The 20,236-nt window shown below is 63.5% G+C and carries 14 protein-coding genes; 4 read left to right on the top strand and 10 right to left on the bottom strand.

Features of this window, described 5'->3' with window-relative positions; translation table 11 throughout:
- The 3 genes from BBX50_RS25650 (at position 1) to BBX50_RS25640 (ending at position 4,220) form a co-directional block, all read left to right on the top strand.
- The gene (locus BBX50_RS25650; protein WP_065778115.1) at positions 1-1,749 is read left to right on the top strand and encodes a glycerol-3-phosphate dehydrogenase/oxidase; all 1,749 of its coding nucleotides are present in this window, start codon (positions 1-3) and stop codon (positions 1,747-1,749) included.
- Positions 1,722-2,564 carry a class I fructose-bisphosphate aldolase gene (locus tag BBX50_RS25645; protein WP_065778114.1) on the top strand — a complete coding sequence of 281 codons (843 nt, stop codon included), beginning with the start codon at positions 1,722-1,724 and terminating at the stop codon, positions 2,562-2,564. Before BBX50_RS25650 ends, BBX50_RS25645 begins: the two co-directional genes overlap by 28 nt.
- A 126-nt stretch (positions 2,565-2,690) precedes the next feature.
- Complete coding sequence (locus BBX50_RS25640) at positions 2,691-4,220, top strand: FGGY-family carbohydrate kinase (RefSeq protein ID WP_065778305.1); 1,530 nt, start codon at positions 2,691-2,693, stop codon at positions 4,218-4,220.
- Between the two features lie 137 nt (positions 4,221-4,357).
- On the opposite strand, the gene BBX50_RS25635 is transcribed toward BBX50_RS25640, so the two are convergent.
- From BBX50_RS25635 to BBX50_RS25590, 10 genes are all read right to left on the bottom strand, one after another.
- Complete coding sequence (locus BBX50_RS25635; RefSeq protein WP_065778113.1) at positions 4,358-4,981, bottom strand: outer membrane protein; 624 nt, start codon at positions 4,979-4,981, stop codon at positions 4,358-4,360.
- Between the two features lie 201 nt (positions 4,982-5,182).
- A complete protein-coding gene (locus tag BBX50_RS25630) occupies positions 5,183-6,520 on the bottom strand; it encodes a HAMP domain-containing sensor histidine kinase (RefSeq protein ID WP_065778112.1) in 1,338 nt (445 codons plus the stop codon).
- Positions 6,517-7,191 (bottom strand): response regulator transcription factor, encoded by a 675-nt coding sequence (locus BBX50_RS25625; RefSeq protein ID WP_065778111.1) that lies wholly within the window; start codon positions 7,189-7,191, stop codon positions 6,517-6,519. The genes BBX50_RS25630 and BBX50_RS25625 overlap by 4 nt, the downstream gene beginning before the upstream one ends.
- A 368-nt stretch (positions 7,192-7,559) precedes the next feature.
- Positions 7,560-8,366, bottom strand: a complete 807-nt coding sequence (locus tag BBX50_RS25620) for an FkbM family methyltransferase (protein ID WP_065778110.1) — start codon at positions 8,364-8,366, stop codon at positions 7,560-7,562.
- Between the two features lie 350 nt (positions 8,367-8,716).
- Complete coding sequence (locus BBX50_RS25615; protein WP_065778109.1) at positions 8,717-10,456, bottom strand: M14 family metallopeptidase; 1,740 nt, start codon at positions 10,454-10,456, stop codon at positions 8,717-8,719.
- Positions 10,453-11,307, bottom strand: coding sequence for an ABC transporter permease (locus BBX50_RS25610; RefSeq protein WP_065778108.1), 855 nt, complete (start codon positions 11,305-11,307; stop codon positions 10,453-10,455). Before BBX50_RS25610 ends, BBX50_RS25615 begins: the two co-directional genes overlap by 4 nt.
- A 4-nt stretch (positions 11,308-11,311) precedes the next feature.
- The gene (locus tag BBX50_RS25605; RefSeq protein WP_065778107.1) at positions 11,312-12,235 is read right to left on the bottom strand and encodes an ABC transporter permease; all 924 of its coding nucleotides are present in this window, start codon (positions 12,233-12,235) and stop codon (positions 11,312-11,314) included.
- Between the two features lie 62 nt (positions 12,236-12,297).
- Positions 12,298-13,830, bottom strand: a complete 1,533-nt coding sequence (locus BBX50_RS25600) for an ABC transporter substrate-binding protein (RefSeq protein WP_065778106.1) — start codon at positions 13,828-13,830, stop codon at positions 12,298-12,300.
- Positions 13,831-13,875: 45 nt separating this feature from the next.
- Positions 13,876-15,708 carry an ABC transporter ATP-binding protein gene (locus BBX50_RS25595; RefSeq protein WP_065778105.1) on the bottom strand — a complete coding sequence of 611 codons (1,833 nt, stop codon included), beginning with the start codon at positions 15,706-15,708 and terminating at the stop codon, positions 13,876-13,878.
- Positions 15,709-15,721: 13 nt separating this feature from the next.
- Positions 15,722-16,306 (bottom strand): winged helix DNA-binding protein, encoded by a 585-nt coding sequence (locus tag BBX50_RS25590; RefSeq protein ID WP_065778104.1) that lies wholly within the window; start codon positions 16,304-16,306, stop codon positions 15,722-15,724.
- Between the two features lie 121 nt (positions 16,307-16,427).
- Here BBX50_RS25590 and BBX50_RS25585 point away from each other — a divergent pair, with 121 nt between their 5' ends.
- Positions 16,428-20,048, top strand: a complete 3,621-nt coding sequence (locus BBX50_RS25585; RefSeq protein WP_065778103.1) for a hydantoinase B/oxoprolinase family protein — start codon at positions 16,428-16,430, stop codon at positions 20,046-20,048.
- Positions 20,049-20,236 lie beyond the last annotated feature (188 nt).

Here is a 20,236-nt window from a genome sequence, read left to right as displayed (position 1 = left end):
ATGAACCGTGAAGAGATTTTCAACGGGCTCGCTGAGAGCCCGAAGGTGGACGTGTGCGTCCTCGGCGGCGGCATCAACGGCCTCAGCGTCTTCCGCGAACTGGCGCTGCAGGGGATCAACGTGCTGCTCGTCGAGAAGCACGACTACTGTTCGGGCGCGAGTGCGGCGCTGTCGCGCATGGTGCATGGCGGGCTGCGCTATCTCGAAAACGGTGAGTTCAGCCTGGTGCGGGAATCGCTGGTCGAACGCGACCGGCTGCTCAAGAACGCACCGCATTACGTAGCGCCGCTGCCGACGACGGTGCCGGTCTTCGATATCTTTTCCGGTCTCGCCAATGGTGTCGTTCGTTTCCTGGGTCTGACGCGGCGACCGAGCCGCCGCGGCGCCGTCGCGGTCAAGATGGGGCTTGGCATCTATGATTTCCTGACGCGCAAGCGGGCTCTGATGCCACGGCATGCCTTTCGCGGGCGGCGCGCGACGCTTGCCCGCTGGCCGGCGCTCAATCCTCAGATCAAGAGTTCGGCCACCTATTACGACGCCTGGGTCAGCCAGCCCGAACGTCTCGGCATAGAGCTCATGAAAGACGGCCTTGCTGCCGGCGCGCATGCCCGCGCGATCAACTATGCCGAGCTCACACGTGCTGCATCCGGGCGATACGAGCTGAAGGATGGCGTCACTGGCGCTGTCGCCGCGATCGAGCCCGCTCTCATCATCAATGCCACCGGCGGCTGGATCGATATCGCCAACGGCGCGCTGTTTTCCCCGGCATCGAAGCCGGCGCCGCTGATGGGGGGTACCAAGGGTTCCCATCTCATCATCGACAATCCCGCGCTGATGGACGCCCTCGACGGCCACATGATCTATTACGAGAACGAGGATGGCCGCATCTGCATCCTCTTTCCCTATCTGGGCAAGGTGCTGGTGGGCTCGACCGATATCCGTGTCGATAATCCCGAGACCGTGCGCTGCGAACCGGACGAGCGCGATTACATCCTGCAGTCCCTCGCCTTCGTGCTGCCGGCAATCACGATCCGGCCGGAGGAGGTGGTGTTCCAGTTCTCGGGCGTGCGGCCGCTTCCGGCAAGCGAGGACAGTTTTACGGGTCGCATCCCGCGTGATCATTTCTGCACCTTTGTCGAGACAGGTAACAGCGGCCCGCCGGTGCTGTGCATGATCGGCGGCAAGTGGACGACGTTCCGCTCCTTCGGCGAAATGGCGGCCGATCTCGCGCTGGAGCGGTTGGGACGCCAGCGCCGTGTGTCGACCGGCGAGCGCGCGATCGGCGGCGGCCGGCATTTTCCCTCCGACCGCCAGGCCTGGATCCACGACGTCGCCCTGGCGACCGGCCTTTCGAAAGACCGGATGCACACACTGCTTGCGCGCTATGGAACGGATTCGACGCTGATCGCCGATTCCATCGCGGCTGGTGCCGATCACGCGCTGCCGCATCCTGACTATTCGGCGCGGGAGCTGCTGTTCCTGATCCGCAACGAAGCCATCGAACATCTCGACGATCTGCTGCTTCGCCGTACGACGCTGGCGATCACTGGCGAGCTTTCCAGCGACATGGTCGACGCCGTGCTCGGCTTGCTCGCCAGCGACAAGCACTGGTCGCCTGCTCGCACTGTTGCCGAGCGCAAACGCTTTCTCACCCTCCTCGCCGAGCGCCACGGCGTCGACGAGGAAACCCTTTCCGCACGGAATGAACAAAGGAGTGCATTATGCGAAACAACCGCAAGGTCCGGATGAACCGTCTGTTCGGCGGCGGACGTTGCCTCGACGTCGCGATCGATCATGGCGTCTGCAACGAACCGTCCTTCCTCAATGGTCTCGAAGACATGTCAGCGGTGGTCAAGGCTCTGATTGCCGCGGCACCGGACGCGATCCAGATGAATTATGGCCAGGCAGATCTCCTGCAGGAGGTGCCGGGCAAGGACAAGCCGGCGCTCGTCATGCGCCTCGATATGGGCAACCCCTATAACCGCATCCGCCACCGGCACATGTGGGCTGTGCTGCAGAACGAAGCCGAGCCGCTGATCGGAGCGCTGGCGATGGACGCCGCCTGCGTCGTCGTCAACCTGTTCATGCTGCCGGACGAGCCGGATCTCTTCCGCCAATGCGTCGCCAACATTTCCCGTGTCCGCGCCGATTGCGACAAATATGGCATGCCGCTGATGATCGAGCCGCTGGTGATGCAGCCGGTGACCGAACAGGGCGGCTATATGGTCGATGGTGATGCCGAGAAGATCGTGACCCTGACCCGGCTTGCGCGCGAGATGGGTGCGGATATCGTCAAAGCGGACCCGACGACGAACGCGGAAGATTTCCACAAGGTCGTAGAGGCCGCGCGCTGCCCGGTTCTGGTGCGCGGCGGCGGCAAGGAGGACCTGCGCAACGTTTTTGATAAATCGGCGGCCTTGATGCGCCAGGGCGCAATGGGCATGGTCTATGGCCGCAACATCTACCAGCACGCCAATCCGAGCGCCGTCGTGCGTGGCCTGATGGCGATCATCCATGAGGATGCGGGCGGCGAGGAAGCCTACGCGCTTTACCAGCGCGGTTGAGAATGGCTAGGACGGCGTCGCGCCTCAAGGCGCAATGCCTCTTGTGACAGGGTGGAGCGCATCGCCGCGCAGGACAGCGGCGGCGCCTTGGCCGAACAGGATCAGAACCTTGGGAGGGGTTCGCGAATGGGAGAATATCTGCTCGGGATCGACGCCGGGAACACCGTAATCAAGGCGGTTATTTTCGACCGTGACGGCAACGAGATCGCGATGGCCTCCGAGGAAGGCCACAGCCAAGTCCCGAAACCCGGTTATGTGGAACGCGGGCTCAGCGAGCTTTGGAGCCACGCGAAGGTCGTGATCCGCGCCTGCATCGAGCGCGCCGGCATCACCGCGAACGAGATCGTGGCGATCGGATGCGCCGGTCATGGCAATGGCCTCTATGCACTCGATCGCTCAGGCGAACCCTTGATCGGCATCCAATCGCTCGACACTCGGGCTGCCGGTCTCGTCGAGGAATGGCAGACCGAAGGTGTTGGCGAGCGGACCTATCCGATCGCCGGGCAACGGCCGTGGCCGTCGCAGACGCCGACGCTGCTTGCCTGGCTGAAGCGCTTTCGGCCCGAACTGTTCGCGAAAATGGGGACGGTGCTGCTCTGCAAGGATTTTGTCGTCAATCGCTTGACCGGGGCGCGGGTGAGCGACGTCTCCGACATGAGCGGCTGCGGCCTGCTCGACGTCGCCGGAAGGCGCTACGATGCCGCGCTGATGAGGGCCTACGGCCTCGGCGACTGCATGGAGCTGCTGCCCGAGCTTGCTGAAAGCGATGCGATCGTCGGAAGGGTCAGCGACGAAGCGGCGGCGCAAACCGGCCTTGCTGCCGGCACCCCGGTCGTGGGCGGTCTCTTCGATGTGGTCGCCTCGGCAATCGGCTCAGGCGTCACCAAGACCGGTGCCGCCTCGATCATTGCCGGCACCTGGAGCATCAACCAGGTCATCATCGATCAGCCTGACCTGAGCAATCCGATCTTCATGTCCTCGACCTTCGACCGCAAGCGCTACATGGCGATCGAGGCGAGTGCGACGTCAGCTGCCAATCTCGAATGGTTGGTGAGGGAGCTCTTTCCGCATGACGGCAAGGACGGCCGATCGCCCTTCGATGTGTGCTGCCAACTGGCAGCAGAGATCGAGCCGGCGCCGGATGATCCGCTCTATCACCCGTTTCTCTACGGGGCACAGCAGGACGGCAATGCGCGAGCGGGCTTCTACGGTATTGCCGGATGGCACAGCAAGGGCCATCTGGTGCGCGCCGTGCTCGAAGGTGTTGCCTTCGGTCATCGGCAGCATATCCAGTCACTGCGCGTCGCCGGCGCCACCTTCAACGAGGCGGTGCTGTCCGGTGGCGGGTCGCGCAGTCTTGTCTGGCCGCAGATCTTTGCCGATGTGCTGGATGTGCCTGTCACCGTTGCCCGCTCGCGTGAGACCGGCGCGCTTGGCGCGGCGATCACCGCCGGCGCTGCCATCGGCCTTTTCGCCGATATCTCCGCAGGCGCAGCCGCGATGGTGCGAACGGAGCGCCATTACCGGCCGAATGCCGCGCTCAGCAAACACTATGACAGGCGCTTCGCGCTCTACAGCGATATCGCCGAGGCCCTGGCGCCGATCTGGCGTCGGCTGGGGACGCCTGAACCGCTGGCGAGGGACGCGGCCGCCTGATCGTCCGGCCCCTATCCGGGTGGGAAAACTGCAGGGCCTGCGGTTGCAGGCCCGGCTTTCGGCAATGCGTAAGGTGTCGTCGGCGCACAGAGCGTTGCCGGGAGGCGTCGCGCGCTTAAGCGAACCGACGGCACAGGTCAGAAGCGCATGTTGATGCCGGCCTTGATGACGTGGCTGTTGATGTCCTTTTCGCTGGAGCCGGCGATGGTGCTGGTGCGAACATCCGGCGTCATGATGTAGTTGTACTCGAGCTTGGCCGACAGACCGCCGGCAAAGGCCTGCTCGACACCGGCGCCGACGAGATAACCGCCCTTGAAGCCGACGTCGTTCTGCACGCCGCCCTTCTTGTAGCTGGTCATGGCATAACCTGCGGTGCCGTAGACGAGCGTCTGGTCGAAGGTGAGACCGGCCTTCGCCTTGATCGCAGCGCGCCATTTCTCCTTGAGCTTGCCGCCGTTGACCTTGTGCTCCGTGTCGCCGAGGTAGGAGCCCTCGACTTCCGCGCCGACGATGCCGGGGCCGGCCTGCATGTTGTAACCGGCCTGGACGCCGACCGCGACGCCGTTGCGGTCGGCGAACGGATTGGGGCTGCCGGTGAAGCCGATACCCCCATGGGCACCGACATAGGTGCCGCTCCAGCTGAAGGCCGGCGGGTCCTGATAAGCAGAGGCGGAGAGATCCGCGGCCCTCAACGGTTGAGCGCCGAGGAGAAAGAGGAGGCTAAGGCTGAGCCAGAGGGTACGTTTGCTGGGTTGCCGCATGGCAGTGCTCCGTTGATGGGACATGCGCCCTTTCGGGGCGCCTTCTTCCTGCTTCCGCGTCGGGCATGGGGCGGTGCCTCGCGGGTGTCGGAAGATAGGCCCCCCTTGTCGGGCCAACGGATTGCGCCAACATTGCACAAATGATCTAGCTGTTGATATTTATATTAACTATTTGTTAACCATAGTGTCTCGTCATCTCGGTCATGCTGTCGGCAGACTGATGCGGAAGCACGCGCCGCCGGAAGGCCCGTCAACGACGGAAATGTGCCCCTTGTGACGCCCGATGATCTCGCTGACCAGGTGCAGGCCGAGGCCCGCGCCATGGTCGCGCGGCTGCAGCCGGTGGAAGGGCTCGAAAATCCGTTCGCGCTCACGCTCTGGAACGCCCGGTCCCTCGTCCGTGACCTCGATCACGCCGCCGCGCTCGACCGAGATGGTGATGAGGCCGCCTGCGTGTTCGATGGCATTGCGAACGAGGTTGGTGACAGCCCGCTCGACGGCGCCGGCATCGCCGCGCACGATGACGCGTTCGACACCAGGCGCAAAGGAAAGCTCGCAGCCGGCAGACAGCGCCAGGGGCGCAAGGTCGGCGGCCACATCGCGGCAGAGCGATACCAGATCGAGCGTGGCAAAATCGGCGCCGTCACGATCGATGCGTTCGAGATCGAGCAATTGCTCGGCGAGGCCGGCGATGCGGTTGGAATCGATCAGCAGGCGGCTTCTGAGCGGTCCGGCGTCAAGGCCCTCGAGCCGCGTCTGCAGGATCGCAACCGGCGTTCTCAGCTCGTGCGCCGCATCGAGAATGAACCGCTGGCGGCGTTCATAGCCGTCGTCGAGCCGCTGCAGCGCGCCATTGAACGCCTCGACGAGCGGGCGCACCTCACCGGGAATGCGGTGATCGGGCAAACGCGCGCCTCTTCGGTCGACATCGATCTTTTTGGCCAGGTCGACCACGTCCGCAAGACCGGCAAACGCGCGTCTGACGATAATCGGGATGGCAAAGGCCGGAATGAGGACGACGATCAGAACGATCGGCAAGAGCAGCAGGTTCGCGAGCAGGAACACCGCGAAAGACGCGCTCCATAGGCGACCGCCGCCGGTGAGCACGGTGTAGGTGCCGGTATCGGTTGTGATGGAGCGAACGATCGAGGAGAGCGTGTAGGGCTCGATGCTGTCGCGAATGTCACCAAAGGCGATCCGATCCAGATGCTCGCCAATGCTGCGATAGGCGTCCGGGACCGGTCCGCTGCGGATCATTTCGCCATGTTCGTTTCGCGCGATGAACCAGAAATCCGGAGACTCGGCCCGCATGGCCAGCAGCTGCGGCGTCTCCACAAGCGTCAATCCACGGCCCGGCATCGGCTTGATCGACCCGACCGCAACCGAGGCCGCGTCGGCATCGAGGAATTTTCCACCGAGATCGGCGCGGGTCAACAGCGCCATGAAACCGGCAATGACGGCCACCAGCAGCAGCACCTGGAAGGTGAGGATCTGCCAGATCAGGCGCCGTTTCAGGGAGTTTGTCGGATTGGCGGTCATGGGGCCGGCCGCAGCAGGTAGCCGACGCCGCGGATGCTGTGGATCTCGACATCGGCGCCGGTCTCCGAGAGCTTGCGACGCAGCCGCGAGACATGTGCGTCGAGCGAGTTGGACTGGATTTCGTCGTCATAGCCATAGACGGATTCCTCCAGCGTCGAGCGCTGCACCGTTCGGCCCTGTCTGCGCGCCAGCGTTTCCAGCACCAGCAACTCGCGGCGTGGAAGATCGAGGATACGATCGTTGACGCGCGCCTGCCTGCCATCGAAGTCGAAAACAAGGTTGCCGATGCGTGCCGTCATCGGGGCGATGTCCGGTGAGCGCCGCATCAGCGCGCGGATCCGCGCCAGCAGCTCTTCCACGGCAAAGGGCTTGGCGAGATAATCGTCCGCGCCCATATCGAGACCCCTAACCCGTTCGTCGACATCGCCGCGCGCCGTCAGCACGATCACCGGAATTCCCGATTTCAACGCACGCACACGCGGGATCAGCGACAGACCGTCGCCGTCGGGCAGTTGCCGGTCGAGAATGATACCGTCATGCACGTGATTGGCCAGGGCTGCCAGAGCATGGTCGAGCGAGGGGGCATGATCCAGAATCATGTCATAGCGACCGAGTGCGGCGCTCAGCGCCGCCGCCATTTCCAACTCGTCCTCGACAAGAAGCAGGCGCATTGAAAGTCTCCGAATCCGATAATCGCGTCGAGCCACGTCTGGTCGATGAGGATTGCAGCAACGTTGCGGCGTTTTCGAGCGGCCTTGTCGGTTCTAGCGGGACACGCCAGAAGGCCGCAATGGAACACGGTGGGAGCTTACCGTATCCAGATGCGTGAGGGCTCCGAGGTGGAAATAGCATCGGGGTTGGGAAGCAAAGCTACCCAACCCCGATGAAAGGCGAGGCGTCGTACGCCCGGTAAGATGAGCAAGCCACCGTTTCGGTCGCGTTGTTGCCGATCGGTGGCGTGAGGACAAGCGGCAGTTCGCGCGACGTCAGACGTCCCGACGCCGCAGGAAAGGCGGATCGCGCGGCCGGCTGGGGCCGCTCAGCGCGACTTGGCTTTAAACAGTGCCGTCACCCGCTTCGGGTTCCAGTCGATCGCTTCGAAGCCGGCCTCCAGCAGAATGTTGAACACGGGAACCAGCGTGCTCTCTTTCTTGACGCCTTTCTCAAAACCGCAGTCGACGGCGACATAGGCGGTCGACTTCAGCGTCTCGTGTGCTCCGGCGAGAATTTCCGGCTCGGCACCTTCCGCCTCGATCTTGAGAATGGCGACCTTCTTCAGGCCGGTCTCGGCAGCAAAACTGTCGAGGCTGCGCACCTTGATCTTGAACTGGTCGACATACTCCTCGGTCTCGAACAGAGAACTGTCCGCCGACGAAGGCTTCGAATAGAAGGTCAATTCACCGTCGCTCGACCAGAGCCCGAAACGGTTGGTGCCACGCGCGCCGGAAAAATTGTTGAGATCGCAGCAATCCGCCTCCAGGTTTTCGGGTTCGAAGGCGTGGTAGGCAAGGCCCTTGGCGCGGCTAAAGGCGCCGAGCTCGCCAACATTGGCACCGCAATCGATGAATGCGCCTTCGAGCGGCTCGGTAATGCGGTGCAGAAGGTAGGATTCGGCCAACTGCCTCACCCGCGCGGCAATGCCGCGCTTGTAGAGCCACAGCCGGTCGCGGCGGCAAATGTGCAATTCGCCGTCGCCATCGGTCAGCGTCATTATGCTTTCATTGTCGTTCATCGCGATGCGATGCTTGTGGCCCTTCAGCGCACTGGTGCTGTTTGCCAGCCGGACGAACTGACGGTTGGAGATGCCCTCAATCAATGATTGCTGAGCGCTTTTCAGCAGCTTCATCTAGTTTTCGCCCCCGCGATATGCTTGCCCCGCATGCCCTATGAGAATTTACGAAAATAAATATCTCAGGCCATTGGCCTCTTATCGAACCTGTCTTGCCCGTCAAGGGCGAGTTGCGGGCTCTGCTACATTCGGTTGCGTGTTTTCCCGGATTTTTGTGGGAGCAATGGGAGCTCGGCCGGCAAGGGTGGGACTTTTGGATGGAGAGCGTCGGAATAGCCGAACGCGAAGGCCCGTCCGCCCATGTCCAGCTCCCGCCCGCCGCAGAAGACTTGCACGCACGACGCGAGCCGGTCCGCCTGGCGACGGGCCGCTTCCCCGCGTTACGAGTGGATGTGGCCGGACCCGCGTCAGGCGAGCGCCATCATCCCTTGGAACGCCTCGTAGGCTGCAAGCACCGTCTCCTTCTGGGCATCGTGGCCGGCGACGAAGGCATCGCCGTAGATCGTCTCGTCAGGATATTCGGTGATCAGCGTCAGCGGCGCCGTGTGGCGGTCGTCGACGGAAATCAGGCAGGGGAAGCCGTTGATGATCCGGAAGCCGGTTTCGCCGGCATGGGTCTCGTAGAGCGCGATCTGGGCGTCGTTATAGGCGAGCAGCCCGGGAACGGCGGCAAGACGCAACGTGACCGCCTCGATCAATTGCTCTGCACGGCTTTCCCACCCGGCGTGGTGGCGCATGATCAGGAAGAAACCTTTGGGCAGGGTCCACATGGCAAAGCCGCGCGGCACGTAGCCAGACAGTGGTCGGGTCCATTCGTGCGAGGGATAGCCATGCAGGTTGACGTGCAACTGCGCACCCGTCACGCGTTCCGCTTCCTTGCGGATCTCGCGCTCATTGAGTGCAGCGCCCGTGCGGTATTCGAGGTCGTCGCCGAGCGCGGTGTAGCGGGCGGCGTGATGCATGTGCAGCGGGTTGTCGGCGCGAAGCCGCTGGTGCACGGCGTATCCGTCAGGGTTTTCGAGCGGCGAGATGGTGAAATGCGCGCCCGGACGGGCGGCAAGCACCTGGGCAGCGCGCAGCGCCCCGACGATGCCTGTCGTCTCATTCGGATGCTGACCGCCGCTGACCATGACAGCGGCGTCGGTGCCCTGGTGATAGCGCGCCTTGACCGTCCGACCCGCACGTGATTGTGCTTCGAACGGTTGACCGTCGATTTCGGCGAGCTCGGCATGGATCTGCGCTACCGACAACGGCGCTTCTGCGGTTTCGATCGGTTGGGATGGGCCATCGGCGTCCGTTGCCTGCAAGGCTCGCACTTCGACGACGACGGTGGGCCTGCCGACGCCAAAGACGATTTCAGGCACGATCTGGCCGGGTTTCAGGCCACGATCACCGAGCGGTCGGCCGGACTTCTTCTGGAAGACTTCGAGCAGCGAGAAATAGAAATCCTCGTGCAGTGCTTCGCGAAGGCTCACGACCTCTTCCCCGACCGGCAGGCGGAAGTCGGTGATCGGCAGGGTCGCGCGAATGCTGAGCTCTTCGAAATAGGGTTCGGTTTCACCCCAGGCGTGATCGGCGATCGCCCGCATCGTGCCGGCGAAGAGCCGTTCGTAATCGGTTTCGAGATGGCACTCGCGATGTTTATCGCAGCCCTCGTCGAGCCGGATCCAGCCGGTCGGCGATAGAAGCGTTTCGCCGATGAAGTCGGTGTGGATGCGGTTCGGCGCGAAGACGGCGTGATTTTGCTGGCGCCCGTCACGGAAGGTCAGAGCGACATCATAGATGAAGGCGGCCTTGCTGCCGGCCTCGAAGCGGATCTCCGCGTCGCCGACGAGTGCTGCGAGCGGATAGGCCTCGAGCAGGAAGCGGTTCTGCGCAGCACCCTCATGCTGGGGATAGCCGATAATGACGCTGGCAAGCGCGTCGCGGTCGACCTCTTCGAGGAAGAAATGCAGCAGCGGCTTGTAGGCACTGCGCAGCGTCGCTTTGACCCCGAAGCTCGCGAGCTTCTGTTCGGCCGCCTTGCGGCTGGCGGCATCGTCGAACAGCCAGGCTTCGAGCTTGGTGCCGCGCGCGGCCTCCTTGCCGTAGGTGGTCAGCAGCGTGTCGAGCGCGCGCTCGAAGGCGCCTTCGAAAATCGTCGTCATCGTGAAGTTCTACCGGTTGGGTCGAGGCTGTCGCGCAGCCAATCGCCGAGAAGATTGAGGCCGAGAACGGTGAGCAGGATCGCAAGCCCCGGGAAGACGCTGACCCACCAGGCGTTCTGCAGATAGGTGCGACCGTCGGCAAGCATGCCGCCCCAGCTCGGGATCAGCGGATCAACGCCAAGGCCGAGGAAGGTGAGGCTGCTTTCAAGCAGGATGTTGTTGGCAACATTGAGCGTCATCAAAACGATGACCGGCCCGATCAGGTTGGGCAGCAGGTGCTGGAACAGGATTTTGTAGTCGCGCACACCGATGGCGCGGGCCGACTGGATGAATTCGCGCTCGCGCAGCGACAGCACCGATCCGCGCACGAGACGGGCATATTGCACCCATTGCGACACGATCAAGAGGATGATGGTGTTGGTCAGCCCGCCGCCGACGATGGCGATGAAGGTGATCGCGAGCAGGATGAAGGGGAGCGCCAGCTGAACGTCAGCAAAGCGCATGACGATCATGTCCCAGAAGCCGCGATAATAACCCGAGACAAGGCCCATGACCACGCCGACGACAACGGCGCCGGCAACCGAGGTCAGCCCTACGAGCAACGAGATCTTGCCGCCGGCAACCACGCGGGCGAGCACGTCGCGGCCGAGCGGATCGGTGCCAAGCGGATGCGCCCAGTTGACGAAGGGCGGGGTCAGCCGCGCCATCAGGTCGATCTTGTCGACGCCACCCGGAAAGAGCACGCCCGAGAAAAGAACGGCGAGGCAGATGCCGCCGGTCAGAAGCGCGCCGAGGATGAATTCCAGATTGCGGAAGCGGGCGAAGCGGGTGTTGGCAGCCTTTGACGTCATCGGCTCACTCCGTCCGGATGCGTGGATCGACGAGGCCATAGGCGATGTCGACCAGGAGATTGACGAACACGATCATCAGCGAAAGCACCGTTATGACCGCTTGAAGCACGGGATAGTCGCGCGACGCGACCGCGTCGAAGGCGAGCGTGCCCATGCCCGGCCAGTTGAACACCAGCTCGACGACGACGATGCCGCCGAGCAAGCCGCCGAACTGCAGGCCGAAATAGGTAATCAGCGGGATGGCACAGTTACGCAGGGCATGCTTGTAAAGCACCTTGCTTTCGCTGAGGCCCTTGGCGCGGGCAACCATGATGTATTGCGACTGCAGGGTTTCCAGCATCGCGGTGCGCACCAGCCGCACATTGGTCGCCGTCAGGATGATGCCCATGGTCAGCGCCGGCATGATGAAGCTGGCAAAACCGTCCATGCCGCTCGGCGGCAGCCATTTCAAGACGATCGAGAACAGCAGCACCAGCATGATCGCCAGCCAGAAGTTCGGGAAGGAAAGCCCGATCAGCGACAGGATGCGGATCGTCTGGTCTGCCCACTTGCCGCGCGCGACGGCGGCGCGAATGCCGAGCGGAATGGAAATCGCGATCGACACGATCAGCGAAGCGAAGGCGAGCAGCATGGTTGCCGGCAGGGCGGATGCGATCAGTTGCGACACTGGCGTGCCGCCGAGGAAGGAGCGGCCGAAATCGAGCGTGAACATGCCTTTGATGAAGTCGGCATATTGCGCCAGGAACGGCTGGTTGAGGCCGAGCCCCTCGCGGATGCGCACGAGGTCTTCCTCAGTCACGCTGCCGGCGCCCTGCGCCAGCATCAGCGCCGGGTCGCCGGTGAAGCGGATGGCATAGGAGACGGTCAGCGTCACGACGAACACGACGAAGACCGCCTGCAGAAAACGTTTGATCAGAAATCCGGCCAAGTGACCCGCCCTTTTGGAAAGTGGTCCGCCGCCTCACCCGTGGAGCGGCGGACCGGATTGTTTTACTCGACCGTCACGTCCGTCAGTCGCAGGCGGCTGTCCGGCACCGGCGTGAAGTTCTTGACGCGCTTGCTCACGCCGAAAATGGCGTTGAGGTTGTAGAGCGGCATCTCGAGCGAACGGTCGGCGGCGTAGTTGGCGATCTGCTTGAGGATTTCCTCACGCTTGGCACGGTCGGTGATCGAACGCTGGGATTCCAAGAGCTTGTCGAGTTCCGCGTCCTTGTCGTACGGGTTCCACTTTTCGCCGGAGTGGTACATCGAGTAGGCGGTGTTGTCGTAGTCGAGCGTCCAGCCGCCCCAGGACTGCTGGAACATCGCGCCGGTCTTGCCGGCCGGAATGATGTCGTTCAGCAGCACATTGGTTTCATAGGGCTTGATCGTCGCATTGATGCCGATCAGCTGCAGGTAGCTGGCGACCGCCTGCACGACCTCGTTGAAGGTCGCATCATTGCCGCGAACGTCGATCTGGACGGTCGCACCCGGCGCAACACCGGCTTCCTTCAGCAGCGCCTTCGCCTGTTCCGGATCATAGGGCAGCGGCTTCATCGCCGGGTCGAAGCCGAAGGAGAGCTTGCCCTGGAAGCTGGCGATCGGATCCGCCTGACCGCCGAGGATCGACTGGATGATGGTGTCGCGGTCGACGCCGAGGATCAGCGCCTTGCGGACCTTCGGATCCTTGGTGATGCCGTCGCGGGTGTTGAAGCGCAGCGCGTAAACGGTCGGACCGGCGCTGGTGACGATCTCCAGATTGCTGTCGTCCTGAATCGTCGGAATCATGCCGATCGGAATGGTCGGCGGGATGACGAGATCGACGCGGCCGGCCTGCAGCTCGGCAACGGCCGTCGCCGGTTCCGAGATGAAGCGGTAGTTGAGGTTCGAAAGCTTCGGCGCGCCGCCCCAGTGGTCGGCAAAGGCTTCGAGCTTGATCCCGACCTTCGGCTCATAGGAGACGACCTTGAACGGGCCGGTACCAACCGGATGGGCGTTGAAGTAGTCCTCGCCCTTTTCCTGGATGTACTTCGGCGGAACGATCATCGCGCCGTAGCCGGCAAGCTTGGTGAGCAGCACCGGATCCGGTGCCTTCAGGTGCAGGTCGACGGTTTTTTCGTCGATGATCTCGACCTTCTCTATCACGGCATAGTTGGACTTCTGCGGGCCCTTGGAACCTTCCTCGCCGAGCAGGCGGTCGAAGGTGAACTTCACCGCTTCGGCGTTGAAGGGCTCGCCGTTGTGGAACTTGACGCCTTCGCGCAGCGTGAAGCGCAGGCGCTTGCCGCCGTCGAGCTCTTCCCATGCGGTGGCAAGGCCGGGCGCGAGCTTGAGATCCGGGCCGCGATAGGTCAGGCCGTCATAGATATTGGTGGCGACCGACGCCCAGTTGACGAGGAAGGTGTCGACCGGGTCCCAGCTGCCCGGATCCTGCGGCGACGAAACCGTCAGCGTGCCGGCGGCAAAAGCCGGGGCTGCGGTCATGAAACTACCGGCCATCGCAAGGGCGATGAAAGCGGCGTGGATCCCCTTTTTGTTGATCATTTACTCACTCCTGTTTCGACAGCCTTCTTTAGGAAAGAAAGCGGCTCACGCGCCCTTGGCCACAAAATGGCCAGGGGCGATTTCTCTGCGCGGCAGGACCGCGGGTTCCTGACCGACACGACGGATCGGGCTCGGGATCTCGCCTTCGAGCATGGCGCGTTCGCGGCCCTTGCCGGGCTCGGCGACGGGAACGGCGGAAAGTAGCCGGCGGGTATAGGGATGGGAGGGCGTTTCGAACACCTGTTGGCGGCTGCCGAACTCCATGATCTGCCCGAGGTAGAGCACAGCGACGCGGTGGCTCATGCGCTCGACCACCGCCATGTCATGGCTGATGAAGAGGTAGGCGAGGCCTTCCTGCTCCTGCAGCTCCATGAACAGGTTGATGATCTGCGCCTGGATGGAGACGTCGAGGGCCGAAAGCGCCTCGTCGGCGATGATCAGCTTGGGGCGCGAGGCGAGCGCGCGGGCGATGCAGACGCGCTGGCGCTGGCCGCCGGAAAACTCGTGCGGATAGCGCCTGGCGTGCGCGGCGGTCAGGCCGACGCGCTCCAAGAGTTCGTGCACGCGCTTTTCGATGTCTTTCTCGCCGAGGATCAGGCCATGGGTGCGGATCGGCTCGGCGATCGAGAAGCCCACGGTCTTGCGCGGGTCGAGCGAGGCGAAGGGATCCTGGAAGATATACTGGATTTCCTGCTTCAGCCTTTGCCGCTCGGCATAGCTCATCGCCGAGACCGGGCGCCCGCCGAACAGAATTTCTCCGGAGGTTGCGCTCTGCAGCTGCTGGATCGTGCGGCCGATCGTCGACTTGCCGGACCCGCTTTCGCCGACGAGCGCCAGCGTTTCGCCCGGGAAAATGTCGAAGCTGACGTTTTCGATCGCATGCACGCGATGTGTCGCCTTGCCGAAAAGGTTCTTGCGCACGTCGAAACGGGTGACGAGATCGCGCACGGAGAGGATCGGGGCCGCCTCGTAACGGGCGGTGCGCTGGATATGGGTCTCGCCGACGCGCTTCGGTTCGCCATCGACCATCATGGTCAGCGGCAGGCGCTTCGGAAACGCCTCGCCGGTCATGCTGCCAAGCTTGGGTACGGCCGAAAGCAACGTCTGGGTATAGGGGTGCTTCGGCGCTGCAAAGATCTCGCCGACCGGACCTTCCTCGACCTTGCGGCCCTTCCACATGACGACGACGTCGTCGGCCATCTCGGCAACGACGCCCATGTCATGGGTGATGAAGATCACCGCCATGCCGAGTTCCTTCTGCAGGTCGCGGATGATCGTCAGGATCTGCGCCTGGATGGTGACGTCGAGCGCCGTCGTCGGCTCGTCGGCAATCAGCAGTTTCGGCCGGCAGGCCAGCGCCATGGCGATCATCACGCGCTGGCGCATGCCGCCGGAGAGCTGGTGCGGGTAGCGGCCGATCAGCTCTGCAGAATCCGGAAGCCGCACCATGTCGAGCAGGCGGCGCGTTTCGGCGAGCGCGCCCGCCTTCGTCATTTTCTCGTGCAGCATCAGCACTTCGGCGACCTGGTCGCCGATGGTAAAGACCGGGTTCAGCGACGTCATCGGCTCCTGGAAGATCATGGCGATCTCCTTGCCGCGAATGGCGCGCATGGTCTTCTGCGGGGCGCTCGTCAGGTCGATCTCGCCGTCTTTGCCGCGAAACAGGATGCGGCCGGTCGGGAACTGTCCGCCCATCATGTCGGCAAGCCGCATGATTGAGAGCGAAGTCACCGATTTGCCGGAGCCGGATTCGCCGACGATCGCCAGCGTGCGGCCGGGCGTCACCGTGAAGCTCAGGTCTTCGACGACGGGATTGCCGTTGAAGGCGACGGAAAGCTTCTCAACGGCGAGCAATGGCGCAGGCGTATCGACGGTCACGCGGTCTTCCTCGTTACAAAGTGGTCGCGGCGCGCGCGGACTGTTCATAGGCGCCCGACATGAAACGCAGGACGGCGGCGATCTCGGAAAGTGTCTCTTCGGAGGGGCGGGCCTTTGCAGTCGAGGAGACCAGCAGGCTTTCGCGGATCTTCGCGTAGCGGCTGCAGGCCTCGCCGCCCTTGTCGGTGATGCGGATGGTCTTTTCCTTGCCTTCCTTGCCCGTCGTCACCAGGCCGGCGGCCTCGAGCTTGCGGATGGCATAGGTCGCGACGTGGGTGTCCTCGATATCGAGCACCAGGCAGATGTCGGCAAGCTTCTTGCCGCGGTCGCGATGGCGGATCGTGTGCAGGATCAGGATTTCGATCGGGGAAAGGCCGGGAACGCCGGCGGCCGCCATGCAGCGCATCATCCAGCGATGGAAGGCGTGCGATGCGAGGATCAGCCCGTATTCCACTTCGGAAAGACCGGGAGAACCGCCTTCGGCAAGGTGCGCGGAAGAGACGATCGGACCGATGGCCGCGACCGGCTTTAGATGTTCGGGCAGGGCATTTTCGGCCCATTCCCGTCCTTCGAAGCTCTCCTCCGACTTCTTCGTCATTCAGCTCTTCCTCATCTTGACGATTTTATGTCATCATTTTATCGACATTTTGTCAACGAACTGCTTTGATGATTTTCCGGGCTTGCACAATGATGCGGCTCGCGAACGAGAGGGATGGACAATGAGCGCACGCGAAACCGGCAGTTGGGACTTCTGGGTCGACCGCGGCGGCACCTTCACCGATGTCATCGGCCGCGATCCGCAAGGGGTGCTGCATGCGCGCAAGGTGCTTTCGGAAAATCCGGACGCCTATCGCGACGCCGCCGTGCAGGGCATCCGCCTGCATCTCGGCCTGCCGACCGGCACACCCATCCCGACCGGCCTCATCGGCGAAGTGCGCATGGGCACGACCGTTGCCACCAATGCGTTGCTCGAACGCAAAGGCGAGCCGCTGGCGCTCGTCACCACCAAGGGTTTCCGCGACGCGCTGAAGATCGGCTACCAGGAGCGCAAGAAGATCTTCGCGACCGAAATCATCAAGCCGGAAGCGCTCTATCAGGACATCGTCGAGCTCGACGAGCGCGTGCTGGCCGACGGGACGGTCGAGAAGCCTCTCGATGAGGCAAAGGCGCGGGCGGCACTCGAAGACCTGAAGGGCAAGGGCTACAAGGCCGTCGCCATCGTCTTCATGCATGCCTACAAGTATCCGGAGCATGAGGCGACCGTCGCCTGTATTGCCCGCGAACTCGGCTTCGAGCAGGTCTCCGTCAGCCACGAAGTCTCGCCGCTGATCAAATATGTCGGGCGCGGCGACACCACCGTCATCGACGCCTATCTTTCTCCGGTTCTGCGCCGCTATGTGGCGCAGGTCTCGGGCGAGCTCGACGTCGCCCGCACCGGCGCCCGCGTCATGTTCATGATGTCTTCAGGTGGCCTGACTGCTGCTGAAATGTTCCAGGGTAAGGATGCGATCCTGTCCGGCCCGGCCGGAGGCGTCGTCGGCCTCGCCAAGACCGGTGAAGCGGCCGGCTTCGACCGCGTTATCGGCTTCGACATGGGGGGCACCTCGACCGACGTCGCGCATTTTGACGGCGAATATGAGCGCGCTTTCGAAACCGAGGTCGCCGGCGTGCGGGTGCGCGCGCCGATGATGCTGATCCATACGGTTGCCGCCGGCGGCGGCTCGATCCTGCATTTCGACGGCGAGCGCTTCCGCGTCGGCCCGGATTCCGCTGGCGCCAACCCAGGCCCTGCCTGCTACCGCAACGGCGGGCCGCTCGCCGTCACCGATGCCAATGTCATGCTCGGCAAGCTGCAGCCGGAGTTCTTCCCGGCGCTTTTCGGTCCGAATCAGGACGAACGCCTCGACGTCGATACCGTGCGTGGCCGCTTTGCCGCCATGGCCACTGAGATCGGCGACGGCCGCAGCCCTGAGGATGTGGCCGACGGCTTCATCCGCATCGCGGTTGCCAATATGGTCGAGGCGATCAAGAAGATTTCCGTCCAGCGCGGCTATGACGTGACCCGCTATGCGCTCAGCTGCTTCGGTGGTGCCGGAGGCCAGCATGCTTGCCTGGTTGCCGACCAGCTCGGTATGAAAAGCATTCTCGTGCACCCGATGTCGGGCCTGCTTTCGGCCTATGGCATGGGTCTTGCCGATATCCGCGCCACGCGCCAGAAGGCGCTCGGCGTCGCGCTCGACGACCAGGCACCGGCAGCGCTCGGCACGCTTGGTGCCGAGCTTGAGGTCGAATGCCTTGGCGAACTCGATGCACAGGGCATTGCCCGTGACGAGATCCGCACGCATCTGCGCGCCCATATCCGCTATGCCGGCACCGATACGGTGCTCGCCGTCGACGCGACCTACCCGGATCATGACGACATCGCCCGCCTGCGCGCCGAATTCGAAGAGCTGCACAAGCGCCGCTTCGGCTTCGTCGCCGAGAACAAGGCGCTGGTGATCGATGCCGTCGAGGTCGAAACGGTCGGCGGGGGTGCTGCCCAGATGGAGCGTGAGGGTGGGGCGGTCACGTCAGGCACACCGGACGTTTCACGCCGCACGCGGTTCTATTCGCAGGGCCAGTTCCATGACGCCCCGGTCGTGCTGCGCGCAGAGATCGCTCCCGGCCAGCGGCTCGACGGCCCGGCGATCATCATCGAACCGAACCAGACCGTCGTTGTCGAGGATGGCTGGCAGGCGGAACTGACGGCCAAGGACCACATCGTGCTGCGCCGCGTGAAGGCCCTGCAGCAGCAGAGCGCGATCGGCACTCATGCCGACCCTGTCATGCTGGAGATCTTCAACAACCTCTTCATGTCGATCGCCGAGCAGATGGGCGTGACGCTGCAGAACACCGCCTATTCGGTCAACATCAAGGAGCGGCTCGATTTCTCCTGCGCCGTCTTCGACAACCGCGGCAATCTCGTCGCCAACGCGCCGCATATGCCGGTCCATCTCGGCTCCATGGACGCCTCGGTTGCAACCGCGATCCGCGAGAACCCGATGATCAAGCCCGGCGACGTGTTCCTGATCAACGCCCCCTATAACGGCGGCACGCATCTGCCTGACCTCACCGTCTGCACCCCGGTCTTCGACGATGCCGGAAGCGAGATCCGCTTCTGGGTCGCCAGCCGTGGCCACCATGCCGATATCGGCGGCATCTCGCCGGGCTCGATGTCGCCGCTTGCCACCAACATCGAGGAGGAAGGCGTCTATATCGACAACTTCAAGCTCATCGACGCCGGCCGCTTCCGCGAGGCGGAACTCGAAGCGCTTTTGAACGGCGCGCGCTATCCGGTGCGCAACATCCTGCAGAACGTCAACGATCTGAAGGCTCAAGTTGCCGCCAACGAAAAGGGCGTCGCCGAACTCAGGAAAATGATCGCCCAGTTCGGCGAGGACGTGGTCGAGGCCTATATGGGCCACGTCCAGGACAATGCCGCCGAAAGTGTGCGCCGCGTGCTCGACCAGTTGCCGGACGGCGAGTTCTCGTACGAGATGGACCAGGGCTGCAGCATCGTCGTCAAGATCACCGTCGACCGCGACAAGCGCGAGGCGACGGTCGATTTCACCGGCACGTCGGAACAGCGCGGCGACAACTTCAATGCGCCCGCGCCGGTCACCCGCGCGGCGGTGCTCTATGTCTTCCGCGTGTTGGTCGAGGCGGAGATCCCGATGAACGCCGGCTGCCTCAGGCCGATCCACATCGTCATCCCCGAGGGTACGATGCTGACGCCGCGCTATCCGGCGGCCGTCGTCGCCGGCAACGTCGAGGTCAGCCAGGCGGTGACCAACTGCCTGTTCGGCGCGGTCCAGAGCCAGGCCGGCGCGCAAGGGACGATGAACAACCTGACCTTCGGCAACCAGAACTACCAGTATTACGAGACGATCTGCTCCGGTGCGCCGGCCGGCCCGGGTTACAGCGGCGCCGATGCGGTCCATACCCATATGACCAACTCGCGCCTGACCGACCCGGAAATCCTCGAAACCCGCTTCCCGGTGGTGCTCGAAGACTTTCACATTCGTGTGGGTTCGGGCGGCCGTGGCCAGTGGAACGCCGGCAACGGCACGAAGCGCACGATCCGTGCCCGCGAGACGCTTGATTTCGCGATCCTCTCCGGCCATCGCCGTGTCGCGCCCTTCGGCATCAAGGGCGGCAGCCCGGGCGAACTCGGCCGCAATATCGTCCGACGCAACGACGGCCGGACGGAGGAACTGCCGGGTTGCGCCCATACGGTTCTTGAAGCCGGTGAAGCCTTCACCGTGGTGACGCCGACCGGCGGCGGCTACGGCCGGTCATAGTTCTGGAACTGACCAATCTCCCAAGACTGCTGCGGTGGTCTGCGGGCGGGCGGGCGATCGTCCGCCCGCTTTTGTTGTAAGCAAGTAAACCTCCACCTCCGGTGGAGGACTGGACGAGTTCTACATCTTCCTTGAGAGACCTCCGTGCTTGGACCGCTAGGCTGGCCGAGACATAGAACGGAGGTTTT

The organism is Ensifer sp. LC11 (assembly GCF_001695835.1).
In the GTDB taxonomy this organism is placed as follows: Bacteria; Pseudomonadota; Alphaproteobacteria; order Rhizobiales; family Rhizobiaceae; genus Ensifer.
Note: the sequence above shows the minus strand (reverse complement) of the source record. Positions and strands in the feature narration are given on the sequence as shown.

Bases quoted from the DNA above. Each gene is read 5' to 3' on its own strand.
- BBX50_RS25625 (WP_065778111.1), bottom strand. From the start codon at position 7,191: ATGCGCCTGCTTCTTGTCGAGGACGAGTTGGAAATGGCGGCGGCGCTG.
- BBX50_RS25585 (WP_065778103.1), top strand. From the start codon at position 16,428: ATGAGCGCACGCGAAACCGGCAGTTGGGACTTCTGGGTCGACCGCGGC.
- BBX50_RS25600 (WP_065778106.1), bottom strand. From the start codon at position 13,830: ATGATCAACAAAAAGGGGATCCACGCCGCTTTCATCGCCCTTGCGATG.
- BBX50_RS25635 (WP_065778113.1), bottom strand. From the start codon at position 4,981: ATGCGGCAACCCAGCAAACGTACCCTCTGGCTCAGCCTTAGCCTCCTC.
- BBX50_RS25610 (WP_065778108.1), bottom strand. From the start codon at position 11,307: ATGACGTCAAAGGCTGCCAACACCCGCTTCGCCCGCTTCCGCAATCTG.
- BBX50_RS25620 (WP_065778110.1), bottom strand. From the start codon at position 8,366: ATGAAGCTGCTGAAAAGCGCTCAGCAATCATTGATTGAGGGCATCTCC.
- BBX50_RS25630 (WP_065778112.1), bottom strand. From the start codon at position 6,520: ATGACCGCCAATCCGACAAACTCCCTGAAACGGCGCCTGATCTGGCAG.
- BBX50_RS25615 (WP_065778109.1), bottom strand. From the start codon at position 10,456: ATGACGACGATTTTCGAAGGCGCCTTCGAGCGCGCGCTCGACACGCTG.
- BBX50_RS25645 (WP_065778114.1), top strand. From the start codon at position 1,722: ATGCGAAACAACCGCAAGGTCCGGATGAACCGTCTGTTCGGCGGCGGA.
- BBX50_RS25640 (WP_065778305.1), top strand. From the start codon at position 2,691: ATGGGAGAATATCTGCTCGGGATCGACGCCGGGAACACCGTAATCAAG.
- BBX50_RS25590 (WP_065778104.1), bottom strand. From the start codon at position 16,306: ATGACGAAGAAGTCGGAGGAGAGCTTCGAAGGACGGGAATGGGCCGAA.
- BBX50_RS25650 (WP_065778115.1), top strand. From the start codon at position 1: ATGAACCGTGAAGAGATTTTCAACGGGCTCGCTGAGAGCCCGAAGGTG.